Origin of the sequence: Thermogemmatispora onikobensis (assembly GCF_001748285.1) — a bacterium.
Taxonomy (GTDB): Bacteria; Chloroflexota; Ktedonobacteria; order Ktedonobacterales; family Ktedonobacteraceae; genus Thermogemmatispora; species Thermogemmatispora onikobensis.
The window spans coordinates 48,740-70,905 of record NZ_BDGT01000008.1 but is presented as its reverse complement, the minus strand read 5'-3'; the positions used below and the strand labels follow the sequence as shown (position 1 = coordinate 70,905).

The window sequence follows — 22,166 nt, the reverse complement described above, 5'->3', positions numbered from 1 at the left end:
TCACGACCTGCGGTCCACCGGAAAGCGGTCGCCAGGGTGCCAGCGACGCTGATTGACAGGGGCACTGGTGCTATGGCAATGTATAGAGCGGTGGCTAGAGCGGTGGCAGACGGCAGAGAACGGCTGTCATAGATGGAGAGAAGCATTGCGCTTGCCATCTCAAGTCTCGCACTGCGGCAGACAGTTTGGCCTTGTTTGTTGGACGGAGAGGCTGATGGCAAGCGCGCTTTCTTCCCTTTGCGCAACGATACTGAGTAGACACGGGCCGGGCTACAAGGGAATCCCCACCAAAACAGCCTGGCTAGATTGGACCAGCGAGACATGCAGAAACATGGTTTGGTGCGTAAGCGCACGCTGGCAGCTGAGGAGCTGCAGGAGATTGCCGCCCTGGCGGCCTTATGCCATGAGCGTGAAGGCATTGAGGTGCGCTTGCTCTGGGAAATGTTGCGTTCGCGCTCGGGGCAGGTGACCAACGACTTTCTCTACTATGAGGATGGCCAGCTGCTCGGTTATCTGGCGCTCTATAGTTTCAATCCACGCGAGGCCGAGCTAACGGGTATGGTTCATCCTGACAGACGTCGCCAGGGCATCTTTTCGCTGCTTTTCCGCCTGGCCAACCAGGAGCTGAGGTATCGTGGCGTGCCGCGGATTCTGCTCTTTTTTGATCGCAACTCGCTGGGGGCCCAGGGCTTTGCGCAAGCGGTAAAGGCGCGCTATCACAACTCGGAGTATCGAATGGTGCGCGAGTTGGAGGATGCGCCCCTCCGGGTGGAGCAACAGGATGGGGTGCGGATTCGCCCGGCCAGGGCGGATGAGGCACCTCTGCTGACGCACATTACGGCGCGGGCTTTTGAGATGACGGAGGATAGAGCGCTCTTAGCGGAGACGACACGGGATATTACCAGTCCGCGGCGCGTGACGCTGGTGACGGAGGTGGCTGGCGAGGTTGTTGGGCTGATCCGTTATATCGATGATGAAGACGAGGCCTTCATCTATGGCTTCTGCATGTTACCTGAGTACCAGGGCAAGGGCTACGGACGCCAGACGCTGGCCTGGACGGTCGCGCATATCCTTCGCCAGCGCCCGCGCCGGATTGCACTGGAGGTGGATACCACGAACGAGGGAGCGCTCGCTCTCTATCAAGCCTGTGGCTTCAAGATCAGCACAACCTTTGATTATTACGAGGTGCCAGTTGGCTGATCGGGCTGGTTCAGTAACAGCCATAAGTCGTGAAAGAGCAGGTCCTGAAAGGACTTGACTTGCCCCTGGAGTCTCTGGTCTGCGCCCAGTTCAGGCCGATAGTCTACATAGTAGACTCCTTCCAGACGTGTCAGGAGATAGCTGTAAACGAGGAAATGATTCCTTTTAAAGGTTGATCGAACACAGAATTCATTATCGCCAATAGTGGCTCTTTGAATGTCATGGAGAAAGATAGCTACAACTGGCGTTTTTCTCTTGAGAAGTCTATCGAGCAAATACTTATCGAGAAAGATCTTGTCGAGCCGGTCCTTGCTAGTGGTTTTGATAGAGGCGATAATCTCACCTGAATGCAGATAGGACTCTGAAGAAGAAAGCTGTCTCTCTTCGAGGGAAAGGACAATATCAAGCTCATATGACATATGCTCGGCTGTGGTATCTGGCACAGGCAGCCTGATTGTTCGTGGACTGCTTTTTAAACCAACTTCGTGAAAGATCTGCTTAATGAGACCTTCAAATAACTGACCCGTTCGCTTTCGAGATTGATTAGAGCTTTCTAAAGAATCGCTAATGCTCCCGATGATCTGCTGGATAGTGTAGACTACGCGGTTAATTAGACCATCTGCCTGGGAAAACCGCGAAAGGGCAGCCCACTCCCCTCTTGCGAGACGCAGGTCTTCTAGCATGTCTTTGAAGACTTCAAAGTTATATTCAAACTCATCAATATCATTAATAAATAAATATCTATTTATTGGTCGTGTTATTCTTCTTATTCCTAGTAGATTCTGGTAATTTAGGAACATATATGGAGGATGTGAGGAAGAGACAACGCACTCGATTGGTGACACTTTCATAAATTTTATGAAATCAGTACAGTAATCTTTATATTCATCTAATTGCTGGAATGCAAGAGTGTCGAGCATCTTTTTCTGAAATCTCTGCAGAATGCGGTTATAATCATCTGATTGACTGTCTGCGCCTGGCGTTCTCCTGGTCATATAAAATCCACCTCTCTATCGGCCAGTCCTCGACAAGCTCGAGACGTTCAACTGCCCAGTGACAGTACTCGACGGATATATCGCAGCCCTTCCAGCGACGCTTGAGCTGCTCGGCGACGACAGCCGTGGTGCCGGAGCCGATGAAGGGGTCAAGAATTAGATCACCTGGGTTGGACGAGGCGAGCACTATTTTGCGCAGCAGCTCTTCAGGCTTTTGTGTTGGATGAGGAGTTTTCTCGTGCATGCCGTTGCAGGTCGTGGGGATCTCCAAGACATCGCGTGGCTTGGCTCCGTGTGGATGTGGTTGCCAGAGATGCGGGTGGCCTCGTCCATACTGGCTACTTGCAGCTTGTGGATGCTCGGGGTACTTCAGGGTATGGTTGCCGTAGGGGATGCGTACCGCATCGATATTAAACGTGAATTGCCGCGTCTTGCGGAAATGGAGGATGCTTTCATGCGAGCGTCCCCAGTCTCTACCAAGATTCGCTTTGTTCTTGTAATGCCAGACAAGCCAGCGGCAGCCTTGGAAATAGCGGGAAGCGGGCAGGCGCAGGTCAGCCAGAATCTCGGAGTAACCGCAGATATAGAGGGTACCTGTTGGCTTCAGCACACGCGCAGCCTGCTCGATCCACTGTAAGGACCAGTCCACGTATGCCTGCTGTGATTCAAAGCTATCCCATTCAGCTTTTTTGATATTGTAAGGCGGGTCGGCAAAGATGAGATCGACGGACTCACTTTCCAGCGAGCGCAGCCAGGCAATAGCATCTCCGACCCAAATCTCCCCATGAGGATGACGGTAGAATAAGTAAGGTTCCTCCCTGTGAACTGCAGGTGGCTCGTACACAATGCCTCGTCTCACAGGTTCTCCAAAAAAGCTCGGTAGTTCTCGCTCCCCTTTCTGGGCTCGCGCTCTAAAAGCCACGGACAACCACCTCTCTCATCCCTCGGGCTGGCGATGCTCTCCTGATGAGGGATCATGTATTTACTACAGCTATGATACCATGCACCGCCCTCTGGGAACTAGTATGGGGTGAGCCTTTCCCAAGGCTTCCTGGTCAAATAGCCGGGGGCAAGGAGGGCTACGGGCGATTGGCTTGCTCTGATCCCAGGCAAAGCCTGCCGATTGGCTGTGGTTATGCAACCCTTTTTCGCCTATTGTTGTTCTTAGGAAAAGAAGAACAAAATAGGGTAGCGTGAGTAAACGGGATGCTGCCGGACCAGGTCGTTGATCTGATCTCGTCCCAGCTAGCAGGGCCGCTGCCGGCTACCGTCTCACAGAGTTACGCTTGCTCCAAGCGCATTGGAGCATGGCCTGTCCCCATTCAGGAGGTACCTGGTGTGACTTGCATACTTCTCTTCTTATTCCTGATCTTGCTGATCGCCCTACTCGACTTAGTGGCCATCCTCTGGGGGGCGGATAGTCGCGATGGCCTCGACAGTCCAGAATGGCAGCGGCGAAGCTCCTGGTTCCTGCCCATTGACCATGCGCGTCCCTCGGGCCGCAGCGCTCATGAGACTTATCTCTATCTCTATCGACGCCCACCTTATGATGAGCGGACGTCGTAACAAGAAGCTGTCCTATTCTCACAGGTAGCTGGCTCTGATAGGAAGCTGCCTGCGAAAGTCTAAGGCATCTCTGACATCGAACGGGGCGCGGCAATGACGCAGCGCCTCTTACCAGGCGACCTCTACTTACGGACGCAACGATACAAGCTCAGCGCTGTTGCCAGTGTCAGCCCGAGGAGCGGAGGCCAATAGACCAGCGCATAGTAGAGTGTCCAGTCGCGTTCATACATGAAAAAGTAAGCCAGCGGAGTCGTACAGGCAAAATACCAGGCCCAGAAAGCTATTGGCCTTCCCAATCCCAGCTTGCTCTCGCTGCAGGTCAGGAGCAGCGCGGCCAGCGGAATCAGCACAGTCGTATACCAGGGGAAAATATGGGCTGACACGGCGAACAAAGCACTGATCAGCAAGAGCGCTGCAGTCTCCCCGGCGATGTGGTGCCGCCAGCGCAGCCAGAGCACAGTGACTACTGTCCCCCCCATGATTGCGCCAATCAAGCCCTCCTCCAGCCAGTGGAGCAGAGCCGGACTCAGGGAGGTGTGCAGGGCCAGCCAGTGGCTCAGCTGCTGCGGCAAGCCTGCGTTCGGGGTATAGCTGCCGGCATAGCTCTCAAAAGGGCTGAGCAGCTGGCCCTGTCCTAGAATCAGGTACGGCAGGTAACCAGCGACCAGGGTCAGGACCCAAACCAGCACCAGTAGCCAGTCGCGACGCCGGGCGATGGCCAGCAGCAGCAGGGCAGGATAAAGGCGTACCAGCGTTGCCATGCCCAACAGAGACCCAGTCACAGCTCGCCCGCGAGGACTGGCGTGCCCGGCAGCCAGCAGTGTCAGAAGGGTGAGCAACACCGCTGGTGCATCGACATGACCCTGAATAGCGAACTCCACGATCGGTAGCGGGCACCAGGCGTAGAGCACACAGAGCCCTCCATCTTTCCCCCGCCGAGAGAGCAGCCAGGCCAGGACCACACAAGTCAGCCAGTCGCATCCGACAAAGATCGCCTTCAAAACTGTCAGATTGCTGGGCGCCAGTAGATAGCTGACCAGAAAGAAAAGCTGGGCCCCGGGCGGATAGAGCGTCGGCACATTGCGGTAGCGACTGTTGGCAAAGATGAAATCGCGCAGGTGGATGAAATGGGGATCGCCTGGAGCATAAACATAGGGACTGTAACCCAACAGCGTCACGCGCGCATCCCACAGGTAACGCCAGGCATCTGGCGAAAGCACTGGGGGGATAGGTAGCAGCATCAGGCGGAGCAGTAGGGCCCCGCCTAGGAGCAGTCCCAGCTCAACGATGCGCGCCCGACCTGAGAGCGGGGGGCCAGTCAACACGACCAGGCAGGCCAACATATACGGAAGAAAGGTCAGCAGCCAGTGCCAGACAAAGGCATTGATCAAAGGTGCAGGGCTGCTTGTATTCGGAGGATGAGTCAGCAGCGGTATCTGCAAAATAAACTGTAGAAGCAATAGTAGAGATAACAGAGCAAGGCGTCGATTCGGAAGCAGAGGGAAGGCTGCTGGCCTGCGCGTTGCTGACTGCTCGGCCTCTCTAGCCAACCGTGCCATCGCTGTCTCCCAGAGCGATCAGTGAGAATCAAGAGCAGGGCCGTCCTGGCTACGGCCTTCGGTCGGTCGTATCTATAATAACACAGTGAGCGCCTGGCTCCTCTGCTGGCTTTCCCCTGGATGAGGCGGCCTAAGAGCAAAACCAGGCTGCAAGGCGCAAGGCCGGAACGCCTCTGGCTGCGAGCCGGTCAGTCAGTCACTCAGCCTGTCAACCAACCTGTCAGCCAGCCAGTTGGCCTGCCTCTGCTAACAAGAGCAAGGCTGCTGCCCTGTGACCGTAAAGGGGTGGACAGCAGCCTCTCGCAGCCTCTCAGCTAAGGCGCAGATACGCCTCTGAAGCAGGGAGACGGAGCGTGGCTAGAGCAGGCCGACGCTCTTCAGCCAATTCGTTGCCACCTGCGTAATCGCCTGGGAGCGAGGCGTCCCGCTATTGACTGCCTGGGTCACCTGGCGCTGCAGATCGATGCTGACCTGGGTCGTGAGCTTCGGAGCCAGCGGATTCAGGGCTGTCGCAATGGCGGGGGCCTTCTTCAGCGTATCCTCGCGCACGATGGGGGCCGGGTTATAGATCGGGAAAGCGTTCTTATCGTCTTGTAGCAACACGAAGCCATTCTGATCGATGAGGGCGCTCGTCGTATAACAGACATTCAACTGCGCCTGGTTCTGCTTCACCGCATTGAAGGTCAGCGCCTCATCCATGACGATCACCTTCTTGAAATGGATGCCATAGATCGACTCCATCGTCTGTAACGGCTCCTGACCATCTGTTGGAGCCGCGACCGTCAGCTGTGAGGCGACTGCCGCTGGAAGCTGGGAGAGCCTGGTAATCTGCAAAGGTGCGGCGGCCATCTTGGGGGCACAAATCCCGTAGGTGTCATTGAGGGGCGCCACATCCAGCCAGACAATCTTATACTTACTCTCGAAGCCCTGCTTCACCAGCTCGTAGTCCTTCTGCGGGTCGTGTGTGGTTTGCAGGCCCAAACGCTGCAGGCCCGTAGCTGTAAATTCGGGATAGAGATCGATGGCTCCGCTCGTGATGGCGTTAAAGACCACATCGTTGGTGCCGAGAGCCGGCTTCTCAATCACTTTGAAGCCGGCGTGGCGCAGCAGGAGGGTATACATCTTGGTCAGAAGCTGGGCCTCGACATCGAGCTTCCCGCCGACTGTCAGCGTAATCTGACTATTAGGCGAGGAGCCGCTCCCCGAGCTGGAAGAGCCACCACAGGCGGCCAGGGTGAGCAGGCTGATCCCCAGTACAGACAGCAGGAGCAATGCGCGCAGACGCGCTGGCAAGGCAACAGAACGCATAAACTTTCTCCTCATAAGATCCAAAATAGGATAGGCGGACTCCACTCTCAGTATAACCATCGAGCAAGAATAGAGAGTCAGACAGTCAGCGAATAGCAGACGGGGCTGATCTGGCTCTCACTCTGACTTGATCTTTACGCCCGCGCGGCCTCGCTTAAAGCCATTTCCTGGACCCGCAGGCCGGCGGGTGTCAGGGCGCGCTGGAGCCAGCCCATCAACAGCTCAACCAGCATCGCCAGCAGGGCCACGGGCAGGGCGCCGGCGAGAATCTGGACCGTCTTAAACTCATAGAGGCCATTCACAATATACTCGCCATAGCCGCCAGCGCCGATAATTGCAGCCAGCGTGGCGGTGGCCACAATCTGCACTGCCGAAGTGCGCACGCCGGCTGCCACGATGGGTAGCACCAGCGGCACCTGGATGCGCAGCAGGATCTGCCGCGTATTGAGACCCATTCCGCGCGCAGCATCGATGATTGCCGGCTCAATGCTGCGAATGCCGGTATACGTATTCAGCAGGATCGGCGGAATCCCCAGCAGTGTCAAAGCGACAATTGTCGGCTTAAAGCCCACTCCCAGGTAAGGAAGGGCGGCAGCCAGGAAAGCGATAATGGGAATGGCGCGCATCAGACCACTGAGATTGACAGCCAGGAACGACAGCAGAGGGCTGCGCACCACGGCCACCCCGATGGCAATGCCGAGCACAGTCGCCAGGGCCACAGAGACAGCACAGACCTGCAGGTAAGCGAGCGTGTGGTCCCAAAAGGTATTGGCTGGGTCAAGAATGAACTGCCACAATTGGACAAGCAACATGGGGGTCTCCTCCCTTCAAGGCTTCGCCACCAGGCTGGTCTAGGATGCCAGGGCTAACTGACTGTGCCCACGTTCCAGCGCGCGCTGCAACAAGAGCAGCAAGAGGTCGGCCACGAGTGCGAAGAGCGCCAGGAGAATCGCCCCGCCCAGGATCGTATCGTAGTCCCCCAAGGGGATACTCTTGAAAATCAAGTCGCCCAGCCCTCCCTGGTCTACTAACGAGGCCAGCGAAGCAATGCCAATTGTCGTGACGGTTGCCACGCGAATCCCTGCTATAATCACGGGCATCGCCAGCGGCAGTGTGACACGCCAGAGAATCTGGACGCGATTCATTCCCATTGCCCGCCCGACCTCGATCAGCAAAGGATCAATGGCGCTAATAGCCGTAGAGATGTTGCGTACCAGCACCAGCTGAGCATAGAGCACCAGGGGAATGATCACGGTTGCCAGCGATAGCCCGGTGACCGTGACCAGAATACCAATGAGGGCCAGCCCGGGAATCGTGTAGAGCAAGCCCATCAAAGTAATCACAGGCAGGCGCAGGCGGCGGTAACGCACGATCAAAAGAGCGAGTGGGAAAGCAATAACCAGGGCGATCAGCATGCTCATCGCCACAATGGTGAAATGTTGCAGCAGAAGGTTAGGGATACTGCTGGGATCGGAAAGATCATAGCTGGAAGGAGTCGTTAAGTAACGCATGAGCAACTCCGCTGTGAAAACGGTCCAGAGATCGCGAGGCAGCAAAACACCTCCTGGCAGCAGGCGAACCCTGCCGTCCTGGCTGAAACAGCTCACTCAGCGCCTCTGAGCTGACGCTGCCGGGCCTTAATGGGCTGGGCTGGCCGTTGTCTGTGCTGTCTCATCAGCATGCCGGACGGTGGTAATCGCTTGATTGATCGCGCTCAGGGTAATCGTACCGATTGGGGCCTGGCTCTGCTCATCGTAGACGACCAGGGCCTGCGCGCCGGAGGCGATCAGGCTCATCAGGGCCTCTAACAGCGTTGCCTCTGAAGAGCAGCGTGGCTGGCGCTCATCCTCGCCGGCGGCTTCGGTACCTGCCAGCATGGCGCTCTTCACGGGCAGGTACTGGAGTTGACGCTGAATATTATCCGATCCGATAAGGCGGCTTACGAACTCATTGGCTGGTTTCAGCAGCAGATCGACTGGAGAACCGATCTGAACAAGGCGGCCCTCGGAAAGAATCGCGATCTGGTCCCCCAGGCGGAAGGCCTCCTCCACATCATGGGTGACGAACAGGATCGTCTTGCGCATCTCGCGCTGGATACGTTGGAGTTCGTCCTGCAGGTGAACACGTGTAATGGCATCGAGCGCGCCGAATGGCTCATCCATCAGGAGGATGGCCGGGTCTGCGGCCAGGGCGCGAGCCAGGCCGACGCGCTGCTGTTGGCCGCCGGAGAGCTGACGGGGGTAGCGCCGGCGATATTCCGCTGGGTCCAGGCCCACCAGGGTCAGCAACTCATCGACACGCCTCTCCATGCGGGCCTTAGACCAACCAGCGATTTCGGCGGTAAGGCGCACGTTCTCGGCGATGGTCATATGGGGAAAGAGGCCGACCTGCTGAATGACATAGCCAATGCGCCGGCGCAGCTGAATGGGGTTTTCCTCCAGAATAGAGTGGCCATCGATAGTAATCGTGCCGCTGCTTGGCTCGATCAGGCGATTGACCATGCGGAGCAGGGTCGTTTTCCCTGAGCCGGAGGTGCCCAGCAGCATGCAGATCGAGCTTTCGGCCACCTCGAAGCTGACATGATCGACAGCGGGCTTGCTGGCACCGCGGTAGTACTTGCTGACCTCATGAAACGCAATTCTGGCCATGCGACACTCCTTCGCTAGAGCAATGCTTGCTGTTCTCTCTGACTGATCCCTCTGCGCAGCTCTCTCTTCACCCACGGTCTGCGTTTGTGGACAGTGACAGAGAATGACACGCTGCCGCTGTGCCAGCTGTTGCCTTGTGAGCGGATGGCTGTTGCCTCCGCTGGTGTCAGGAGAACGGAGTTCCGTCCCTGTCCGTGCCTTTCTCTCGCGCTTGCTCGATCGGAAAAGAACCTCTTCATTATGGCATACAGCCGTCTCCTCCTGCAAGCTAGCCAGCTACAGTCTGACAGCACGCGGGCAAGCCTTCACCATACAGACACGATGCAGGCCCCACTGAGGTATAGCTGGAAACGAGCAAAAGGAGAGTGACGACTTGCCGCAAGCCAACGCTTGAAGCCGCCCTTGGACAAAGAAAGTGCCGCGTCTGGCCGATCTGCACCGCTGTCTTGCTGGCTGCCTGAAAAAGTTTTGACAGCAGTGCTGAAGGCACAAGATGCGGCCAGAGAAGTGGGGAGGCGCGGGTGTGTTACAGATGTGGAGGTGGACTTCTCACGTGAGAATACTAGAAAAATGCACAGTTTCAGTCTTCACAGCGCTTTGTCACGCGCTACGGCTCTCCCTCAGTGCTTTGCCTGGCCCCTCACTTCGTGGCCTCTTCGAGGCAGAACCTGGCTCATTCTGAGCGCTTCGCGTCATCTGGTTCATCCTCTGGGTCGGGGAGTTCTTCAAACAGTGCCTCCATTGGGACACGCAACACCTTGGCAACCTGAGCCAGGGTCGTGTAGGACGGTCTGTAGCTGTCTGGCTCCTTGATCATCTTACTGATCAATTGATCGTGCACCCCGGACTTTCTCGCCAGCCAGGACTGTGTCCGGCCCTTCTGTTCCAGGACTTCCTTTACCCGTAACCGATACATTCTTTGCCTCCTGTCACTGCCCGGATACTAGGTTAAGGGATGATGGTATTGAATGCTAGACCATATTCATTGTGCGGCTTTATTGACAATGATTACCTAGCCACCATTCCCTGACATTGATTGTTGGCAATGAAAGTGGGTATACTTTAGCATAGCGTAGTGTTCGCTGGGATCGTTCTAAAGAGAGCGAGGATCGTAACATGGTAGAGACGTATCTAGTTATTACAAGTGTATATGGTGCTTTTGTGACACTACTCTGTGCTGTGCTGCTGTTCATGTCTATGAAATATGAAGCTGGTTGTGTAGATGCCAAGACGTGTGCTGACAGTGTAAAGCGTGATTGAGTACGTTGCGAAGGAGGAGACAGATGAGTACACCGCTGTTGCCGTTTGTGCCACCGCCAGAGGGCCTGCTCAGGCTCCCTCAAGCGCTGCTGGAGCACCTGGAACAACCGGAATGGGGTCAGGCACACCTGCGCCTGCACATTGGAGGCGGAAAGATCTACTGGGGTGTCTCCCAAAACGAGACGGACCTTGTCTATGCGGTCACGGATCTGCCCGCCTGGCTGGCGTGCACAGAGTGCCCGCAGGTGCTAGAGGGGCGCGTCCTGGCGTACAAGGCGAGCGGCGCGCAGACGAGCGGCAAAGAGAGAGCAGGGACAACGCTCTTCGTCGAGTGGAAAGACGGCCTCCTCTTGCTGCAAGGCCAGGCCCCGCTCCTGGTGGCTCCATCCCCGTTGCTTGCCGCCTTACAGGAAGCAGCCGAATGCCGCGCCCGTGTGGAAACCATCGGGGCGGGCTATCTTCCCTGGCAGCTTTTTGAACCGCCACGGGAGTGGCTCTACTGGCCGGGGCATGGCCTTGCTGCTGTTGTGCCGCCACAACCTGACTGGGAGGGCGTAAGCCCTGCGGCGAAGCCGACGGGCGAGATGCTGCTATTTGTCGCGAGGGAGCCGCAGCCCGGGGCTACGGCGGCTGCTCTCCAGCCTCAAGCAGATGCTGGGCGGGACGTCTCTGGCCCGCTGTTTGTGTTTGACTATCCGCCTGATCTGGCGCCGTTTTTCATGGACATGACCGTCTTGCGAGTGCGAGCAGAACAGGAGCAGGAGGCACGCCTCTTGATTGTTGGCAAAGGCATCCGGGGCTGGGGCGAGGAAGCTCACAGCTACGTACTCACGCCTGCCCGTCCGCTCCCCCTCCACACCTCAGGGCCTGCCTCTGGGGCGTTGCCTGCCGCCTCTGCCATGCAAGACGTGCTTGCTCCTCTGGCCGAGGTGCAGATCAACGCCCCGGATTTCCTGGCCGCTGGCTTTGCCGCGCTCTCGGACCGCTTCGACTACGCGCCTATCGACGTCTGTTTCTTCCGCCACACCGTGCGGTTCAGAACGATCACCACGGAGGAAACAGCGCGTCTGCGCCAGTTAGACGAGGAGGAAGCGCTCTGCATTGCCACTGCAGAGGAGGGCGATCTGAGCCTTCTGCTAGAGGCGTCCACGCCCTGTCTCGAAGGAAGCACTCCAGCCCCACAGCATGGTCAGGATCAGGATCAGGTGCAAGGCATCCTCAAAGCGAGTCAGATTGCGGCGGTCCTTGCGCCATTTGCCGCGGCGCCCTCGCCGATCGTCATTGGCATGGGGCGCCGCACCTTTTTTGCGCGCTCAGGCCAGCTCTTCTTCATTGTGCCTCTAGGCTCGGGCTTGTGCTCATCCTCGTAAGATCGCCATCGGACACCAGGCCGAAAGGTACACGGGCAAGAGGGGCCCTCCCGGGCGCCCCTCTGTTCATATTCGCCTGGTGACTTCGCATCTCCCCTACAATTTTTTGATAGAAATCTGATAACTTCCCCATACTTTCTTGAATGTTTTGGCGTATGATCCTGATGTAACGATAGAGGCCCTGCACAACGAAGCAGTTGCGATGCGGCTTCTCTAGCCGGCGGATTGGCACACAATTTGCACGCACATGATCTCTGTCATGAATCCAAGAACGGAACGGGAGGTGAGAGCAGCGGCCTGAGCTGATCGACAGTTGTGTGTTCTGGCGTACCCATTCTGCTTGGACCATACCATCCGGAGGCACCCGGATCGCGCGAAGGATCGCCGATCCGGGTGTTTTTTGCTTCGTTGGCTGGAGTGCCTGCCGTCGCAGATGAAAGCGCGAAAGGGCGCTGCCAAGAGAGGGGCTGCGTGGGACCCGTGCAGGTAGTGGAGCCTTGTGCTATAATAGGCGCCACGCCAGGGAGGCAGCGGCAGAAGGAGAAGGAGGGAGGCACCAACACGGAAGGAGGGTTCTATCGTTGCTATGGCAATCATTAGCTACGAAGACTTTGAAAAAGTTGATATTCGGGTGGGCAAAATCGTCGCCGTCGAAGACTTCCCTCAAGCGCGCAAGCCTGCTTATAAGCTAACCATCGACTTTGGCCCTGAGATTGGCCTCAAGCGCTCCTCAGCCCAGATCACCAACTATGCAAAAGAAGAGCTATTGGGCAGGCAGGTTGTAGCCGTCGTCAACTTTCCGCCCAAGCAGATCGGCCCCTTTCGCTCTGAGGTCCTGACCCTGGGCGTCCCCGATGCTGATGGCAAGGTCATCCTGTTGACTCCCACGAGAGAGGTCCCTCTTGGGGGGCGTATGTTTTGAGGGGGCGAGGCCAGCCCTGTCTCGCCTCCTTCACTCGTGCCTCACCTGCTTGACAGCCCCCAGGAAAAGGTGTATCCTGAGCGCCAGAGCAACAGAGCGAAACGCAGCTGCGGTGGACCAAAGAAAGCATCCTGGAATGCGGTGATCAGGACCAGTAAGCGTGGCGACCGTTCGACAGCGAGCCGGGACAGTGCAAGCCGGCGAATGCGACCGCGCTGAACCCACCTGAGAGCGTCGGCGAGGAGTCGACCGGTTCCCTCCCCGTTAGCGGAGGAGGCGATCAGGGCCTGCCTGTCTATCAGGGCAGGCGCTGGCCACTGGCCTGCTTGAAGCAAGGGAGGCTGCTGCCAGAATGCAAGAAGGGGTGGGGCGAGTTGCGGCAGGGAGATAGCTGGCCGCCTGGTCGTACGAGTGGAGCGGTCTCGCAAGGGGCTGCTCAAGCAAGGTGGTACCACGGGTCTCGGTGCTCGTCCTTCTCGAAGGGCGAGTTTTTTTATTGGGCTGTTTCTCTTCCTATCCGTCTGCTGTCTGCTCTCTGCGAGAGAAAGGGTGTGCTTCGTTATGGCCGAAGGAGCAAAGGAGAAATACGTCGAGGAACTTGTCGATCAGAGCGACGATTTTTCACGCTGGTATAACCAGGTAGTGCGTAAGGCCGAGCTGGCCGATTATGCGCCAGTGCGCGGCTGCATGATTATTCGCCCCTATGGCTATGCCATCTGGGAACATATCCAGCGTCTGCTGGATGCCCGCTTTAAGGAAACGGGGGTCATGAACGCCTACTTCCCCCTGCTCATCCCGCGCAGCTTTCTGGAGCGTGAAGCCAAGCATGTAGAAGGCTTTGCCCCCGAAGTGGCCTGGGTGACGCGCGGAGGCGGCGAGGAGCTGGAGGAGCCGCTGGCTATTCGCCCCACCAGCGAGACCATTATCGGCTACAGCTTCGCCAGGTGGATTCAGAGCTATCGCGATCTACCGCTCTTGATTAACCTCTGGAACAATGTCATGCGCTGGGAGAAGCGCACAGTGCTCTTCCTGCGCACCTCTGAGTTTCTCTGGCAGGAGGGCCACACGGCTCATCGGACGCTGGAAGAGGCCGAAGAGCGCACGCGCCTCATGTTGGAGGTCTACCGCTCCTTTGTGCAGGAAGACCTGGCGATTCCCGTTCTGCATGGGCGCAAGAGTGAGAATGAGAAGTTTGCCGGAGCCTTGCGCACCTATTCGCTAGAGGCGATGATGCGCGATGGCAAGGCGCTGCAATCGGCCACCAGCCATAATCTGGGCCATAACTTTGCGCAGGGCTTTGATATCCAGTATCTGGATGCCGATGGCCAGCGCAAGTATTGCGCGACCACCAGCTGGGGCCTGAGCACGCGCATCATTGGCGCGGTCATTATGGTCCACGGCGATGAGTCGGGTTTGATTCTGCCGCCGCGAGTGGCTCCCTATCAGGCCGTGATTGTGCCGATCTGGCGCAAGGATGCCGATCAGGGGGCGATTATGGAGGCCATCGGGCGCATCGAACGCCTGCTGAAGGGGAAGGTGCGCCTCAAGGTCGATTTGAGCGACAATACACCGGGCTGGAAGTTCAACGAGTGGGAGCTGCGTGGGGTGCCGGTGCGCATCGAGATCGGCCCGCGCGACGTCCAGAACAATAGCGTGGTCCTGGTACGCCGTGACAATCGCGCGAAAGAGACCGTGGCGATCGATGCACTGGAGGCGCGCCTGCCCGAGCTACTGGAGGAATTGCAGCAGGCTCTCTTCCAGCGAGCCCTGGCCTTCCGCGAGGAGCATACCTACTACGCTGAGACGTACGACGAATTTAAGGAAATTATGAGCGAGAAGCGCGGCTTTGTCCGGGTGAAGTGGGCAGAGGATAGCGAGGCTGAGCAGGCGATCAAGGAGGAGACGAAAGCCACGCTGCGGGTGATTCCCTTTGATCAGCCCGAGGGTGGGGTGCAAGGACGCTGCTTCTATACAGGGAAGCCGGCGACCTGCGAGGCCGTCTTTGCGCGCTCATATTAGCGGCGCTGCGAATGGAGCCGCTCCCTCCCATCCAGAGGGTGAGCGGCGGTCTCGCGCCCTCTGTTCTGCCTGTGAGGGGGGAGTGTCCTGGGCAGCCTCTGGCCGCTCGGAGCTGCCCCTCTCAGCAGGAGCAGGCTGAAAGCCCGGCAAACTGGGCAGAAGAAAGCTAGCAAGAAGACCTATCTCACTTGCCCGTCTGAGCCTCCTTTGTTATACTGCTCACGATGAACTATCCGCCTTGAGTGCTGGGAGGCTCTTTTCGTATGGCAGACTACTCGAAACATGGTGGCGGAGGAATCTCATGGCCGAGCCGTGCGCGCCTGGCCCTGGCGATCTCTGCTGGCAAGCTGGCGGGGGCCTCGGGCCGCCTCTTTCGCATTGGCGGCGGCACAAGCCTGCCGGGCATGATTGCACGGCGCATCGATCCCAACGTGCTCCGCTCTGTCATGGCGGCCACGACCGCCAGTAAAATCGTCATCACCGGCAGCAATGGCAAAACTACTACCGCGCGCATGACCGCCGCCATCGCCGATGCCAGCGGTCGGCGCGTTTCTCATAATCGCACCGGCTCGAACTTGCTGCAGGGCGTGACCTCTGTGGTCGTCAACTATGCCGACATGTTCGGGCGGCTCGATAGCGATCTCTTGCTCTTCGAGATCGACGAGGGTACAATGCCGGTGGCCATGCCCGAGATTCAGCCTGATGTGGTTGTCATTACCAATATCTTCCGCGACCAGCTCGATCGCTACGGCGAGCTGTATTCAGTGGCCAAGGCGCTTGACAAGCTCCTGGAGCGCCTGCCAGAGACAGCCACGATTGTGCTGAACGGTAATGATCCCCAGGTGGCCAGCTTTGGGCAACAGGCCCGCGCCAAAAAGCTCTATTTCGGCCTGCGCACCACCGATATCGGTCGTCCTGTCCCCGAGCACGCCGCCGATGTCATTCGCTGCATTCGCTGCAATGAAGATCTGGTCTACGAGGTGGCCTATCTGTCCCACCTCGGACTCTATCGCTGTCCCAACTGCGGCTATGAGTTGCCGCCGCTGGATGTGGCTGCGACCTCGATCCAGTTGGACCCGCGGGGCGATGGACCCACTCAGGTAACGATGCAGACACCGCTCGGCCAGTTAGAGCTGACGCTGCCGCTGCCCGGCGTGCACAATGTCTACAATGCTGCTGCCGCCATCGCCGCCTCGATCGCCGCTGGCTTCGGCATTGAGAAAGTCCCGGCAGCGCTCAGCAATATCCGCACTGCCTTCGGGCGCCTGGAGAAGATCCAGGCTGGTGATCAGACGATCTATCTGGCCTTCGTGAAAAATCCCACCTCCTTCAATCTGGTGCTGCGTCTCATCGCCCAGCATCCGGGCGAGAAGCATCTGCTGCTGGTTGCCAGCAACACGGTCGTCGACGGCGAAGACTTCGCCTGGCTCTGGGACGTCGATCTGGAGGAGATCTCGCCCCAGGTGGCCGATGTGATCTGCAGTGGAACCAAGGCCGAGGAGCTGGCGATGCGCCTGAAATACGCCGAGGTGCCGCTTGACCGCCTGCGTGTCATCCATGAGCGTGAGGCGGCGCTCAATGCCGCCCTGCAAAACGCCGGCCCTGGTGGCACGCTCTATATCATGGCCAGCTATACACCGACACAGGAGCTGCGTCGCATTATGCAGAAACGCGGCTGGGTCAAGCCCTATTGGGAGGAGTAAGCAGCATGGCAAACGAGCAGGGAAAAGATACACGTCTGGTATTGCGCATTGGGCACCTCTATCCCCAATTGATGAGTGTGGCCGCGGATCGTGGCAATCTCTTCGCCATTGTCAAGCGCTGCAAGTGGCGCGGCATCAAGACGGCCATTGATCAGATTTTTGTCAGGCAGACGCCGGATTTCACCCAATATGATCTGATCCTCTTCCACGGCGGCGCCGATCGCGAGATGGAGGTGGCGGCCCAGGATCTGCAGGCTAAGGCGCCCTCGCTGCGCGAAGCCGCCGAGTCCAATACGGTCTTTCTGGCCGTCTGTGCTGGTTACCAGCTCCTTGGGCACTCCTACAAACCCTTCGAAGGTCCCGAGCTGAAAGGTGTCGGCATCCTTGATCTGCATACCGAGGGCGGCAGCACCCGCTTCATGACTCATATCGCCATCGAATGTGAGTTTCCGGAGTGCGGCAAGCAGGTCCTGGTCGGCTACGAGAATCATAGTGGGCGGACCTATCTGGGACCAGGGGCCCAGCCATTGGGACGGGTTTTGGCTGGCTGGGGCAATAATGGGAAAGATGGCTATGAGGGAGCGGTCTATAAAAATGTCTTTGGGACCTATTTGCACGGCCCCGTGCTGCCGAAGAATCCCTGGTTCACCGATCTACTGATTGTGCGCGCGCTGGCCCGTCGCTATGGGCAGCTTGAGCTGCCGCCTCTGGATGACTCGCCAGAGCAGGCGGCCCACACCGCAGCCTTCAAGCTGGCAATGGCCTTCAAGGGGACGGTCTCGGCTATCGACGCCACCCCCTGGCGGGAACGCCTCTCGCCTGGCTCTACCTCGCGCTCCCTCTAGCTCACAGCGCTTCCTTCGATGCTGGCAGGCAGGCGAGCTGCTGCGCTTTGGGCTAAGGATAGCGTGCGCTGGCGTTACGATTAGCTGGCAGGCTTCCCTCGCTCTCCGGGCCTGACGAGCGCTGCATCAGGATGAGCGCGCGAGAAAAGGGATCAGCTCTTAAGCTTACACTTGTGGCAGGAAGGGACTGTTGTCATGCCCTGGATGAGAGGGAGAGACAAAGGCAGAAAAGGACTCTTCTGGCTCTTGCTCTATTGGCAGCTGCTGATCGCCTGGCTCTTGACGGCTTGTCAGGGGCCGCTCAGCATCAGCATTACCGGGCCAGGCACACCCTCCCCGACGGTGCTTACTTCCACTGATGGGACCAGCCGTCCATTGGATCGCTGGCTGATGCTCGCTACGGGCGTCGAGCTACGTTATGAGCATTGGAAAGGGCCGAGTGGCAACGAAGATACCATCATGATCGCCCGCTTTGATCCGCGGCGCGTCGCTTTACGGGTGCTCTACAGCCCCTCAGCGCCGCACTTTATTAGTGACTGGCTCAAGGGGCAGAAAGGAGCGCTGGCGGTGATCAATGGCGGCTACTTTAATGATCAAGGGGAGGCTACGGGGCTGGTCGTCTCCGATGGCCAGGTCTACGGCACTTCCTACAGCGGCTTCGGTGGCATGCTCTACGTCGACAGCCAGGGAGCCATTCACCTGCGTTCCCTGAGCCAGTACCCCTACAGTCCCGGGGAGCAGCTCCAGCAAGCCACACAATCTTCGCCCATGCTAGTCCTTCCAGGGGGCAAGCGCACCCAGTTCAACGCCGACGCATCGAGCAACCGACGCACGGTGGTCGCTCTTGATAAGGAGGGGCGTCTCCTCTTCATTATCAGCCCCGAGGCCGCTTTCTCGCTGGATGAGTTTGATGATTTACTGCTGGCCTCTGACCTGAATATTGATGTCGCCCTCAATCTTGACGGCGGCTCCTCGACAGGGATGTACCTCAATGCCAGTGGTCAGCGCTTTGGTGTAGATTCCCTGACGCCGGTGCCTATCGCCCTTGTGCTGCAACCTCGCTAGCGTTGGCTGTGGTCCCTCCCTGACCTGGCGGCGCATGCGGATGCCTGTCCTTCTGAGGCTGAGGAGATCCGGGCGAGCGCGCAAGGCAAGCCAGCTGGCCAGGATCAGAGAAGCCAGGCCCAGCCAGGGAGGGACCCCGCCACTGGCTGGGCGCAGTGACGGGCCGGGCTAGAGGCGCTTACACTGCTTACCGGCCAGATCGCACTGGATCGTGGCCTTCTGGAAGCGCTGACTCACCAGATTCCCTTGATTGTAGTCGGGCATGCTGGTGGGAAAGCCAAATTTATCCAGGCCGCCGTTCTTGTCGAAGTAGTTCAGAATAGGGGGCGAGACGCTGTAGCCCGTATAGATGTAATAGCGGCCGTGATTAGCCGTCGGCAGCGTATTGGTCTTTTTATCGCGAACAAAGTAGCCCCAGTCGTAGTCGTAAGGAATGGGGTGCTGGAGGTCGACATCGTACGGTGAGATCCACTGGAAATTGTCGAAGCCCCAGTTCATCAAATCGCGCATATCCGTCCACCAGTCTTTCGTGTTCATTGTCACCCCGATCAGGTGGCGGCCATTGCGTGTGCACGAGACCACCTGCACGAAGTCGGTGTTGCCGTCCCAGCCTGGCTTACCGCCATCGACGCCAGGGTACCACCAGAGAAATTGGTTCCCATTGACCAGATAGTGCTCAGCGTGCTGGGAAGTCTTGGGAATATGGTAGAGGCGGGTGCTGGCAATCTGGTGGAGAGTGGGGTTACTCATGGTGTAGCGACCGAGGACCGCCAGATCATGGGCGCTGGAGTAATGGCCAGTGGCGAGCAGGCCGCTGGGGTTCATGTAGTGGGTGTCGTACATTCCCAGCTCGCGGGCGCGCTGATTCATCATGTCCACGAAGTGCTGATAGGAGCCACCAACCGTATCGGCGATTGCTACGGCGGCGTCATTGCCGGAGGGTAGGAGGAGGCCATAGAGCAGGTCTCGCAGCGTATAGGTCTCGCCCTTCTTCAGCCCGAAAAGACTGCTATCTGCAGAGATATGCTGTTGAATATCGTGATTGAGGGCATTCGTGATTGTCACCTGCTGATTGAGATTCCCGTGCTCAACGGCCAGCAGAGCTGTCATCAGCTTGGTGGTGCTCAACATCGGCAGGTGCATGAAGGGGTTATAGGCGTAGAGAGTGGCCCCGCTCTCCATATCCATGAGATAGGCCGAGGTGGCCAGAACTGGTGGAGGAGGATGATCGGTATCGCTGGGAACGATCACCACCTGGTGGGGATTAGCAGGAGCCTGGTTGAGCGGTGTAGCTGCCACTGTGGCCGTGTTTTGTTGCAGGCTGAGGCCCATAGGCCGGGGGGTGCCCAGCCAGCTCACGAGCAAGGGGATAAGGGAAACGAGCACCACTAGAAGGGCAGCGCATAGCAAAAGCAAGGTTTTGTTATGGCTCAAGTCGTGCAAGCGGTGAAGCAAGCTGGGGGGAGAAGGGGCAGCTGTTCGAGGAGGCGGGGGTGGAGGAGAGACCGCGCGTGTTCTACCAGTGCTGGCGGTTAAGGCCGGAGGTCGGCGCTGTTGGGTGGTAGCCAGCGGCTCATCATCGTCGAATGTTGGCCAGTCAGAGGCGCTGCCCTGGCTTCGGCTCAGGCTCTGGGATGGTTGCCGCTGCGAGCGCGTCACAGGGCCTTGCTCTCTGTCCAGGCTGGCATCTGAGCGGGAAGGACCGCCTGCTCTCTGGCTGGCAGAGCCTGGCTGGCCCGCGGCCCGACTGGCTCGTAGCGAGGCGCGGCGCTTCGGGACCGGGATGCTTCTCCAGGATGAAGTACTCATCGTTGACGAAGGCTCGGATTCATCCAGAGGTGGCAGCCGACGAGATTGCTGGACCCGTTGCCTGGCATACTGGGGAGCCTGCCGCGGAGAAGAGGCAGGCGGATAGGCGCGCTGCTCATCATCGTTTAGCGGCGTGCGTGGCATCGAAATGTCTCTCTCCGTTCTATCGTAGTTCAGCAACACCGGTTCTAGTCTAGCATACCTGTTCAAGAGGAAAAGAGGGGGACGCCACAGGGCAGAGAGGCAACGGTCCGCTCTTTCGGCCCTTGACGGTCCAGGCCAGGCATGCTACTCTGCAACCAATACCTCGATACCTCAGCCGTCTGTCTGGCTCCCTGCAGAGAATCAACGAGGCGCCAGCCCTCAGTTGCTGAAGAAAGGACGGAGATCGAATGGAACTCGCTCAGATTGAGCAGCTTGTGCGCGATGGCAAATTGGAGTATGTCAAAATCGGAACTCCCGATATGGAAGGGGTCTACCGCGGCAAGCGCGTCGATGCCACCTATTTCTTGCATGCGCTCAACGATGGCTTTGCACAGTGCGATGTGCTCTTTGGCTGGGATATTGCCGAAAATGTCCTGCCCAACCTCAAATTTAGCAACTGGGAGCGCGGCTTCACCGATCTAGTCATGCGCCCTGATCTCTCGACCTTTGCGCTGGTCCCCTGGGAAGAGCATGTCGCTTCTTGCATCTGTGATCTGTGGACTGAAGCGGGTGAGCCGGTGAAGCTCTCGCCGCGCTACCTGCTCAACCAGCTCGTTGAGCGCGCCCGCTCGCTGGGCTACAGCGTGGCAGCGGCTGCCGAGCTGGAGTTTCGCCTCTTCCGCGAGAGCCAGGTCTCCCTGCGCGAGAAGGACTTCGGGCCAAATCTCACGCCGCTCAACCCAGGCATGAACTGCTATGCTATCAGCCAGGCGAGCGCTGATGATCATTTGCTGGGCCGCATTGCCCGCATGATGCGCGATTACGGCATTGCCATAGAGGGCTATAACCGTGAGCATGGCCCTGGCATGTACGAGATGAACCTGCGCTATCAGCCGGCCCTGGTGGCTGCCGATTATACCATGCTCTTTAAAACGGGCATCAAAGAGATCTGCTATCAACTGGGTTATGCCGCGACCTTTATGGCGAAGTGGCATGATCAGGAGGACGGCAGCAGTGGTCACTCGCATATGAGCCTCTGGGACCTGGATATGGAGCGCAATTTGTTCTGGGATGAGGGGGCGGAGGGCCATATGTCGGAGACCATGCGCCATTTCCTGGCTGGCGTGCTGGAGTCCATGCCGGGCCTGATGGCGCTCTATGCCCCGACCATCAATTCGTACAAGCGTTATGTTGTCGGGACCTGGACGCCGCTCAATACCACCTGGGGCTGGGATAATCGCACCTGCGCGGTGCGTGTCATCAACAATGGTCCCCGTGCCATTCGCATCGAGAACCGCGTGCCCGGAGCCGATGCCAATTTCTATCTGGTCTTTGCCGCTATGCTAGCTGGCGGCCTCTACGGCATCGAGCGCAAGCTGGAGCTGGGGCCGGCTCTGCGAGGGAATGCCTATGATCCGGCCACCATTGCCCGCGCCTCGGAGAGTGGCCGTATCCACTCGCTGGCGTCCAATCTGACGACAGCAACCGACCTCTTTGAGCAGAGCGAGGTGGCCCGCGAGTACTTCGGTAGCGAATTCGTCGAGCACTTTGCCGCCACACGGCGCTGGGAGGTCAGCGAGTTCGAGCGCGCTGTGACCAACTGGGAGCGCCGCCGCTATTTCGAGCTGATTTAATCCCCGCCCGCGGACGGACGATCCAGGAAGGCTGCTGAACGCCTGCGACAAGCACGAGCGAGAGCCGCAGCACAGTCGATCGAGGCTGTGCTGGCGTGCTCTCCTCGGGTGGGTCGGCC

18 protein-coding genes are annotated in these 22,166 nt (G+C 58.3%); 9 read left to right on the top strand and 9 right to left on the bottom strand.

All coding sequences use genetic code 11. The annotated features are described in order from the left end of the window. Window positions 1–321 precede the first annotated feature (321 nt). The gene (locus tag BGC09_RS05645; protein ID WP_069802914.1) at window positions 322–1,200 is read left to right on the top strand and encodes a GNAT family N-acetyltransferase; all 879 of its coding nucleotides are present in this window, start codon (window positions 322–324) and stop codon (window positions 1,198–1,200) included. Here the strand turns inward: BGC09_RS05645 and BGC09_RS05640 are convergent. Together BGC09_RS05640 and BGC09_RS05635 are read right to left on the bottom strand one after the other, a co-directional pair. Then, a complete protein-coding gene (locus tag BGC09_RS05640; RefSeq protein WP_141727657.1) occupies window positions 1,179–2,195 on the bottom strand; it encodes a hypothetical protein in 1,017 nt (338 codons plus the stop codon). The two genes, BGC09_RS05645 and BGC09_RS05640, sit on opposite strands and share 22 nt — an antisense overlap. After that, window positions 2,155–3,054, bottom strand: a complete 900-nt coding sequence (locus BGC09_RS05635; RefSeq protein ID WP_069802958.1) for a DNA-methyltransferase — start codon at window positions 3,052–3,054, stop codon at window positions 2,155–2,157. Before BGC09_RS05635 ends, BGC09_RS05640 begins: the two co-directional genes overlap by 41 nt. Before the next feature lie 479 nt (window positions 3,055–3,533). Between BGC09_RS05635 and BGC09_RS22500 the strand changes: the two genes are divergently transcribed. After that, the gene (locus BGC09_RS22500; RefSeq protein WP_141727656.1) at window positions 3,534–3,761 is read left to right on the top strand and encodes a hypothetical protein; all 228 of its coding nucleotides are present in this window, start codon (window positions 3,534–3,536) and stop codon (window positions 3,759–3,761) included. Between the two features lie 122 nt (window positions 3,762–3,883). On the opposite strand, the gene BGC09_RS05625 is transcribed toward BGC09_RS22500, so the two are convergent. The 6 genes from BGC09_RS05625 to BGC09_RS05600 all read right to left on the bottom strand — a co-directional run bounded on the left by BGC09_RS05625 (window position 3,884) and on the right by BGC09_RS05600 (window position 10,192). Further along, window positions 3,884–5,152, bottom strand: a complete 1,269-nt coding sequence (locus BGC09_RS05625; RefSeq protein ID WP_069802912.1) for a glycosyltransferase 87 family protein — start codon at window positions 5,150–5,152, stop codon at window positions 3,884–3,886. A 525-nt stretch (window positions 5,153–5,677) separates the two neighbouring features. Beyond that, window positions 5,678–6,628, bottom strand: coding sequence for a glycine betaine ABC transporter substrate-binding protein (locus BGC09_RS05620; protein ID WP_069802911.1), 951 nt, complete (start codon window positions 6,626–6,628; stop codon window positions 5,678–5,680). A gap of 134 nt (window positions 6,629–6,762) precedes the next feature. After that, window positions 6,763–7,440, bottom strand: coding sequence for an ABC transporter permease (locus BGC09_RS05615; protein WP_069802910.1), 678 nt, complete (start codon window positions 7,438–7,440; stop codon window positions 6,763–6,765). Window positions 7,441–7,479: 39 nt separating this feature from the next. Continuing rightward, entirely contained in the window at window positions 7,480–8,184 is a 705-nt protein-coding gene (locus BGC09_RS05610) for an ABC transporter permease (RefSeq protein ID WP_218103970.1), read from the bottom strand. An 81-nt stretch (window positions 8,185–8,265) separates the two neighbouring features. Beyond that, window positions 8,266–9,276 carry an ABC transporter ATP-binding protein gene (locus BGC09_RS05605; protein ID WP_069802909.1) on the bottom strand — a complete coding sequence of 337 codons (1,011 nt, stop codon included), beginning with the start codon at window positions 9,274–9,276 and terminating at the stop codon, window positions 8,266–8,268. A 673-nt stretch (window positions 9,277–9,949) separates the two neighbouring features. Beyond that, window positions 9,950–10,192: a helix-turn-helix domain-containing protein gene (locus BGC09_RS05600; RefSeq protein ID WP_069802908.1), complete on the bottom strand. Its 243-nt coding sequence runs from the start codon at window positions 10,190–10,192 to the stop codon at window positions 9,950–9,952. Between the two features lie 367 nt (window positions 10,193–10,559). Between BGC09_RS05600 and BGC09_RS05595 the strand changes: the two genes are divergently transcribed. From BGC09_RS05595 to BGC09_RS05570, 6 genes are all read left to right on the top strand, one after another. Then, window positions 10,560–11,906 (top strand): hypothetical protein, encoded by a 1,347-nt coding sequence (locus BGC09_RS05595; protein WP_069802907.1) that lies wholly within the window; start codon window positions 10,560–10,562, stop codon window positions 11,904–11,906. 586 nt (window positions 11,907–12,492) lie between these two features. Beyond that, a complete protein-coding gene (locus tag BGC09_RS05590) occupies window positions 12,493–12,828 on the top strand; it encodes a tRNA-binding protein (RefSeq protein ID WP_069802906.1) in 336 nt (111 codons plus the stop codon). A gap of 561 nt (window positions 12,829–13,389) precedes the next feature. Continuing rightward, window positions 13,390–14,847, top strand: coding sequence for a proline--tRNA ligase (gene proS, locus BGC09_RS05585; RefSeq protein WP_069802905.1), 1,458 nt, complete (start codon window positions 13,390–13,392; stop codon window positions 14,845–14,847). 263 nt (window positions 14,848–15,110) lie between these two features. Beyond that, window positions 15,111–16,550 carry a MurT ligase domain-containing protein gene (locus tag BGC09_RS05580; RefSeq protein WP_084657980.1) on the top strand — a complete coding sequence of 480 codons (1,440 nt, stop codon included), beginning with the start codon at window positions 15,111–15,113 and terminating at the stop codon, window positions 16,548–16,550. Between the two features lie 5 nt (window positions 16,551–16,555). Next, window positions 16,556–17,395: a type 1 glutamine amidotransferase gene (locus tag BGC09_RS05575; RefSeq protein WP_069802904.1), complete on the top strand. Its 840-nt coding sequence runs from the start codon at window positions 16,556–16,558 to the stop codon at window positions 17,393–17,395. Between the two features lie 195 nt (window positions 17,396–17,590). Then, the gene (locus BGC09_RS05570; RefSeq protein ID WP_069802903.1) at window positions 17,591–18,460 is read left to right on the top strand and encodes a phosphodiester glycosidase family protein; all 870 of its coding nucleotides are present in this window, start codon (window positions 17,591–17,593) and stop codon (window positions 18,458–18,460) included. A 168-nt stretch (window positions 18,461–18,628) separates the two neighbouring features. Here BGC09_RS05570 and BGC09_RS05565 read toward each other — a convergent pair whose 3' ends face one another. Beyond that, window positions 18,629–20,413: a D-alanyl-D-alanine carboxypeptidase family protein gene (locus tag BGC09_RS05565; RefSeq protein WP_069802902.1), complete on the bottom strand. Its 1,785-nt coding sequence runs from the start codon at window positions 20,411–20,413 to the stop codon at window positions 18,629–18,631. A 248-nt stretch (window positions 20,414–20,661) separates the two neighbouring features. Here BGC09_RS05565 and BGC09_RS05560 point away from each other — a divergent pair, with 248 nt between their 5' ends. Then, the gene (locus tag BGC09_RS05560; protein WP_069802901.1) at window positions 20,662–22,047 is read left to right on the top strand and encodes a glutamine synthetase family protein; all 1,386 of its coding nucleotides are present in this window, start codon (window positions 20,662–20,664) and stop codon (window positions 22,045–22,047) included. The last annotated feature ends 119 nt before the right edge of the window (window positions 22,048–22,166 follow it).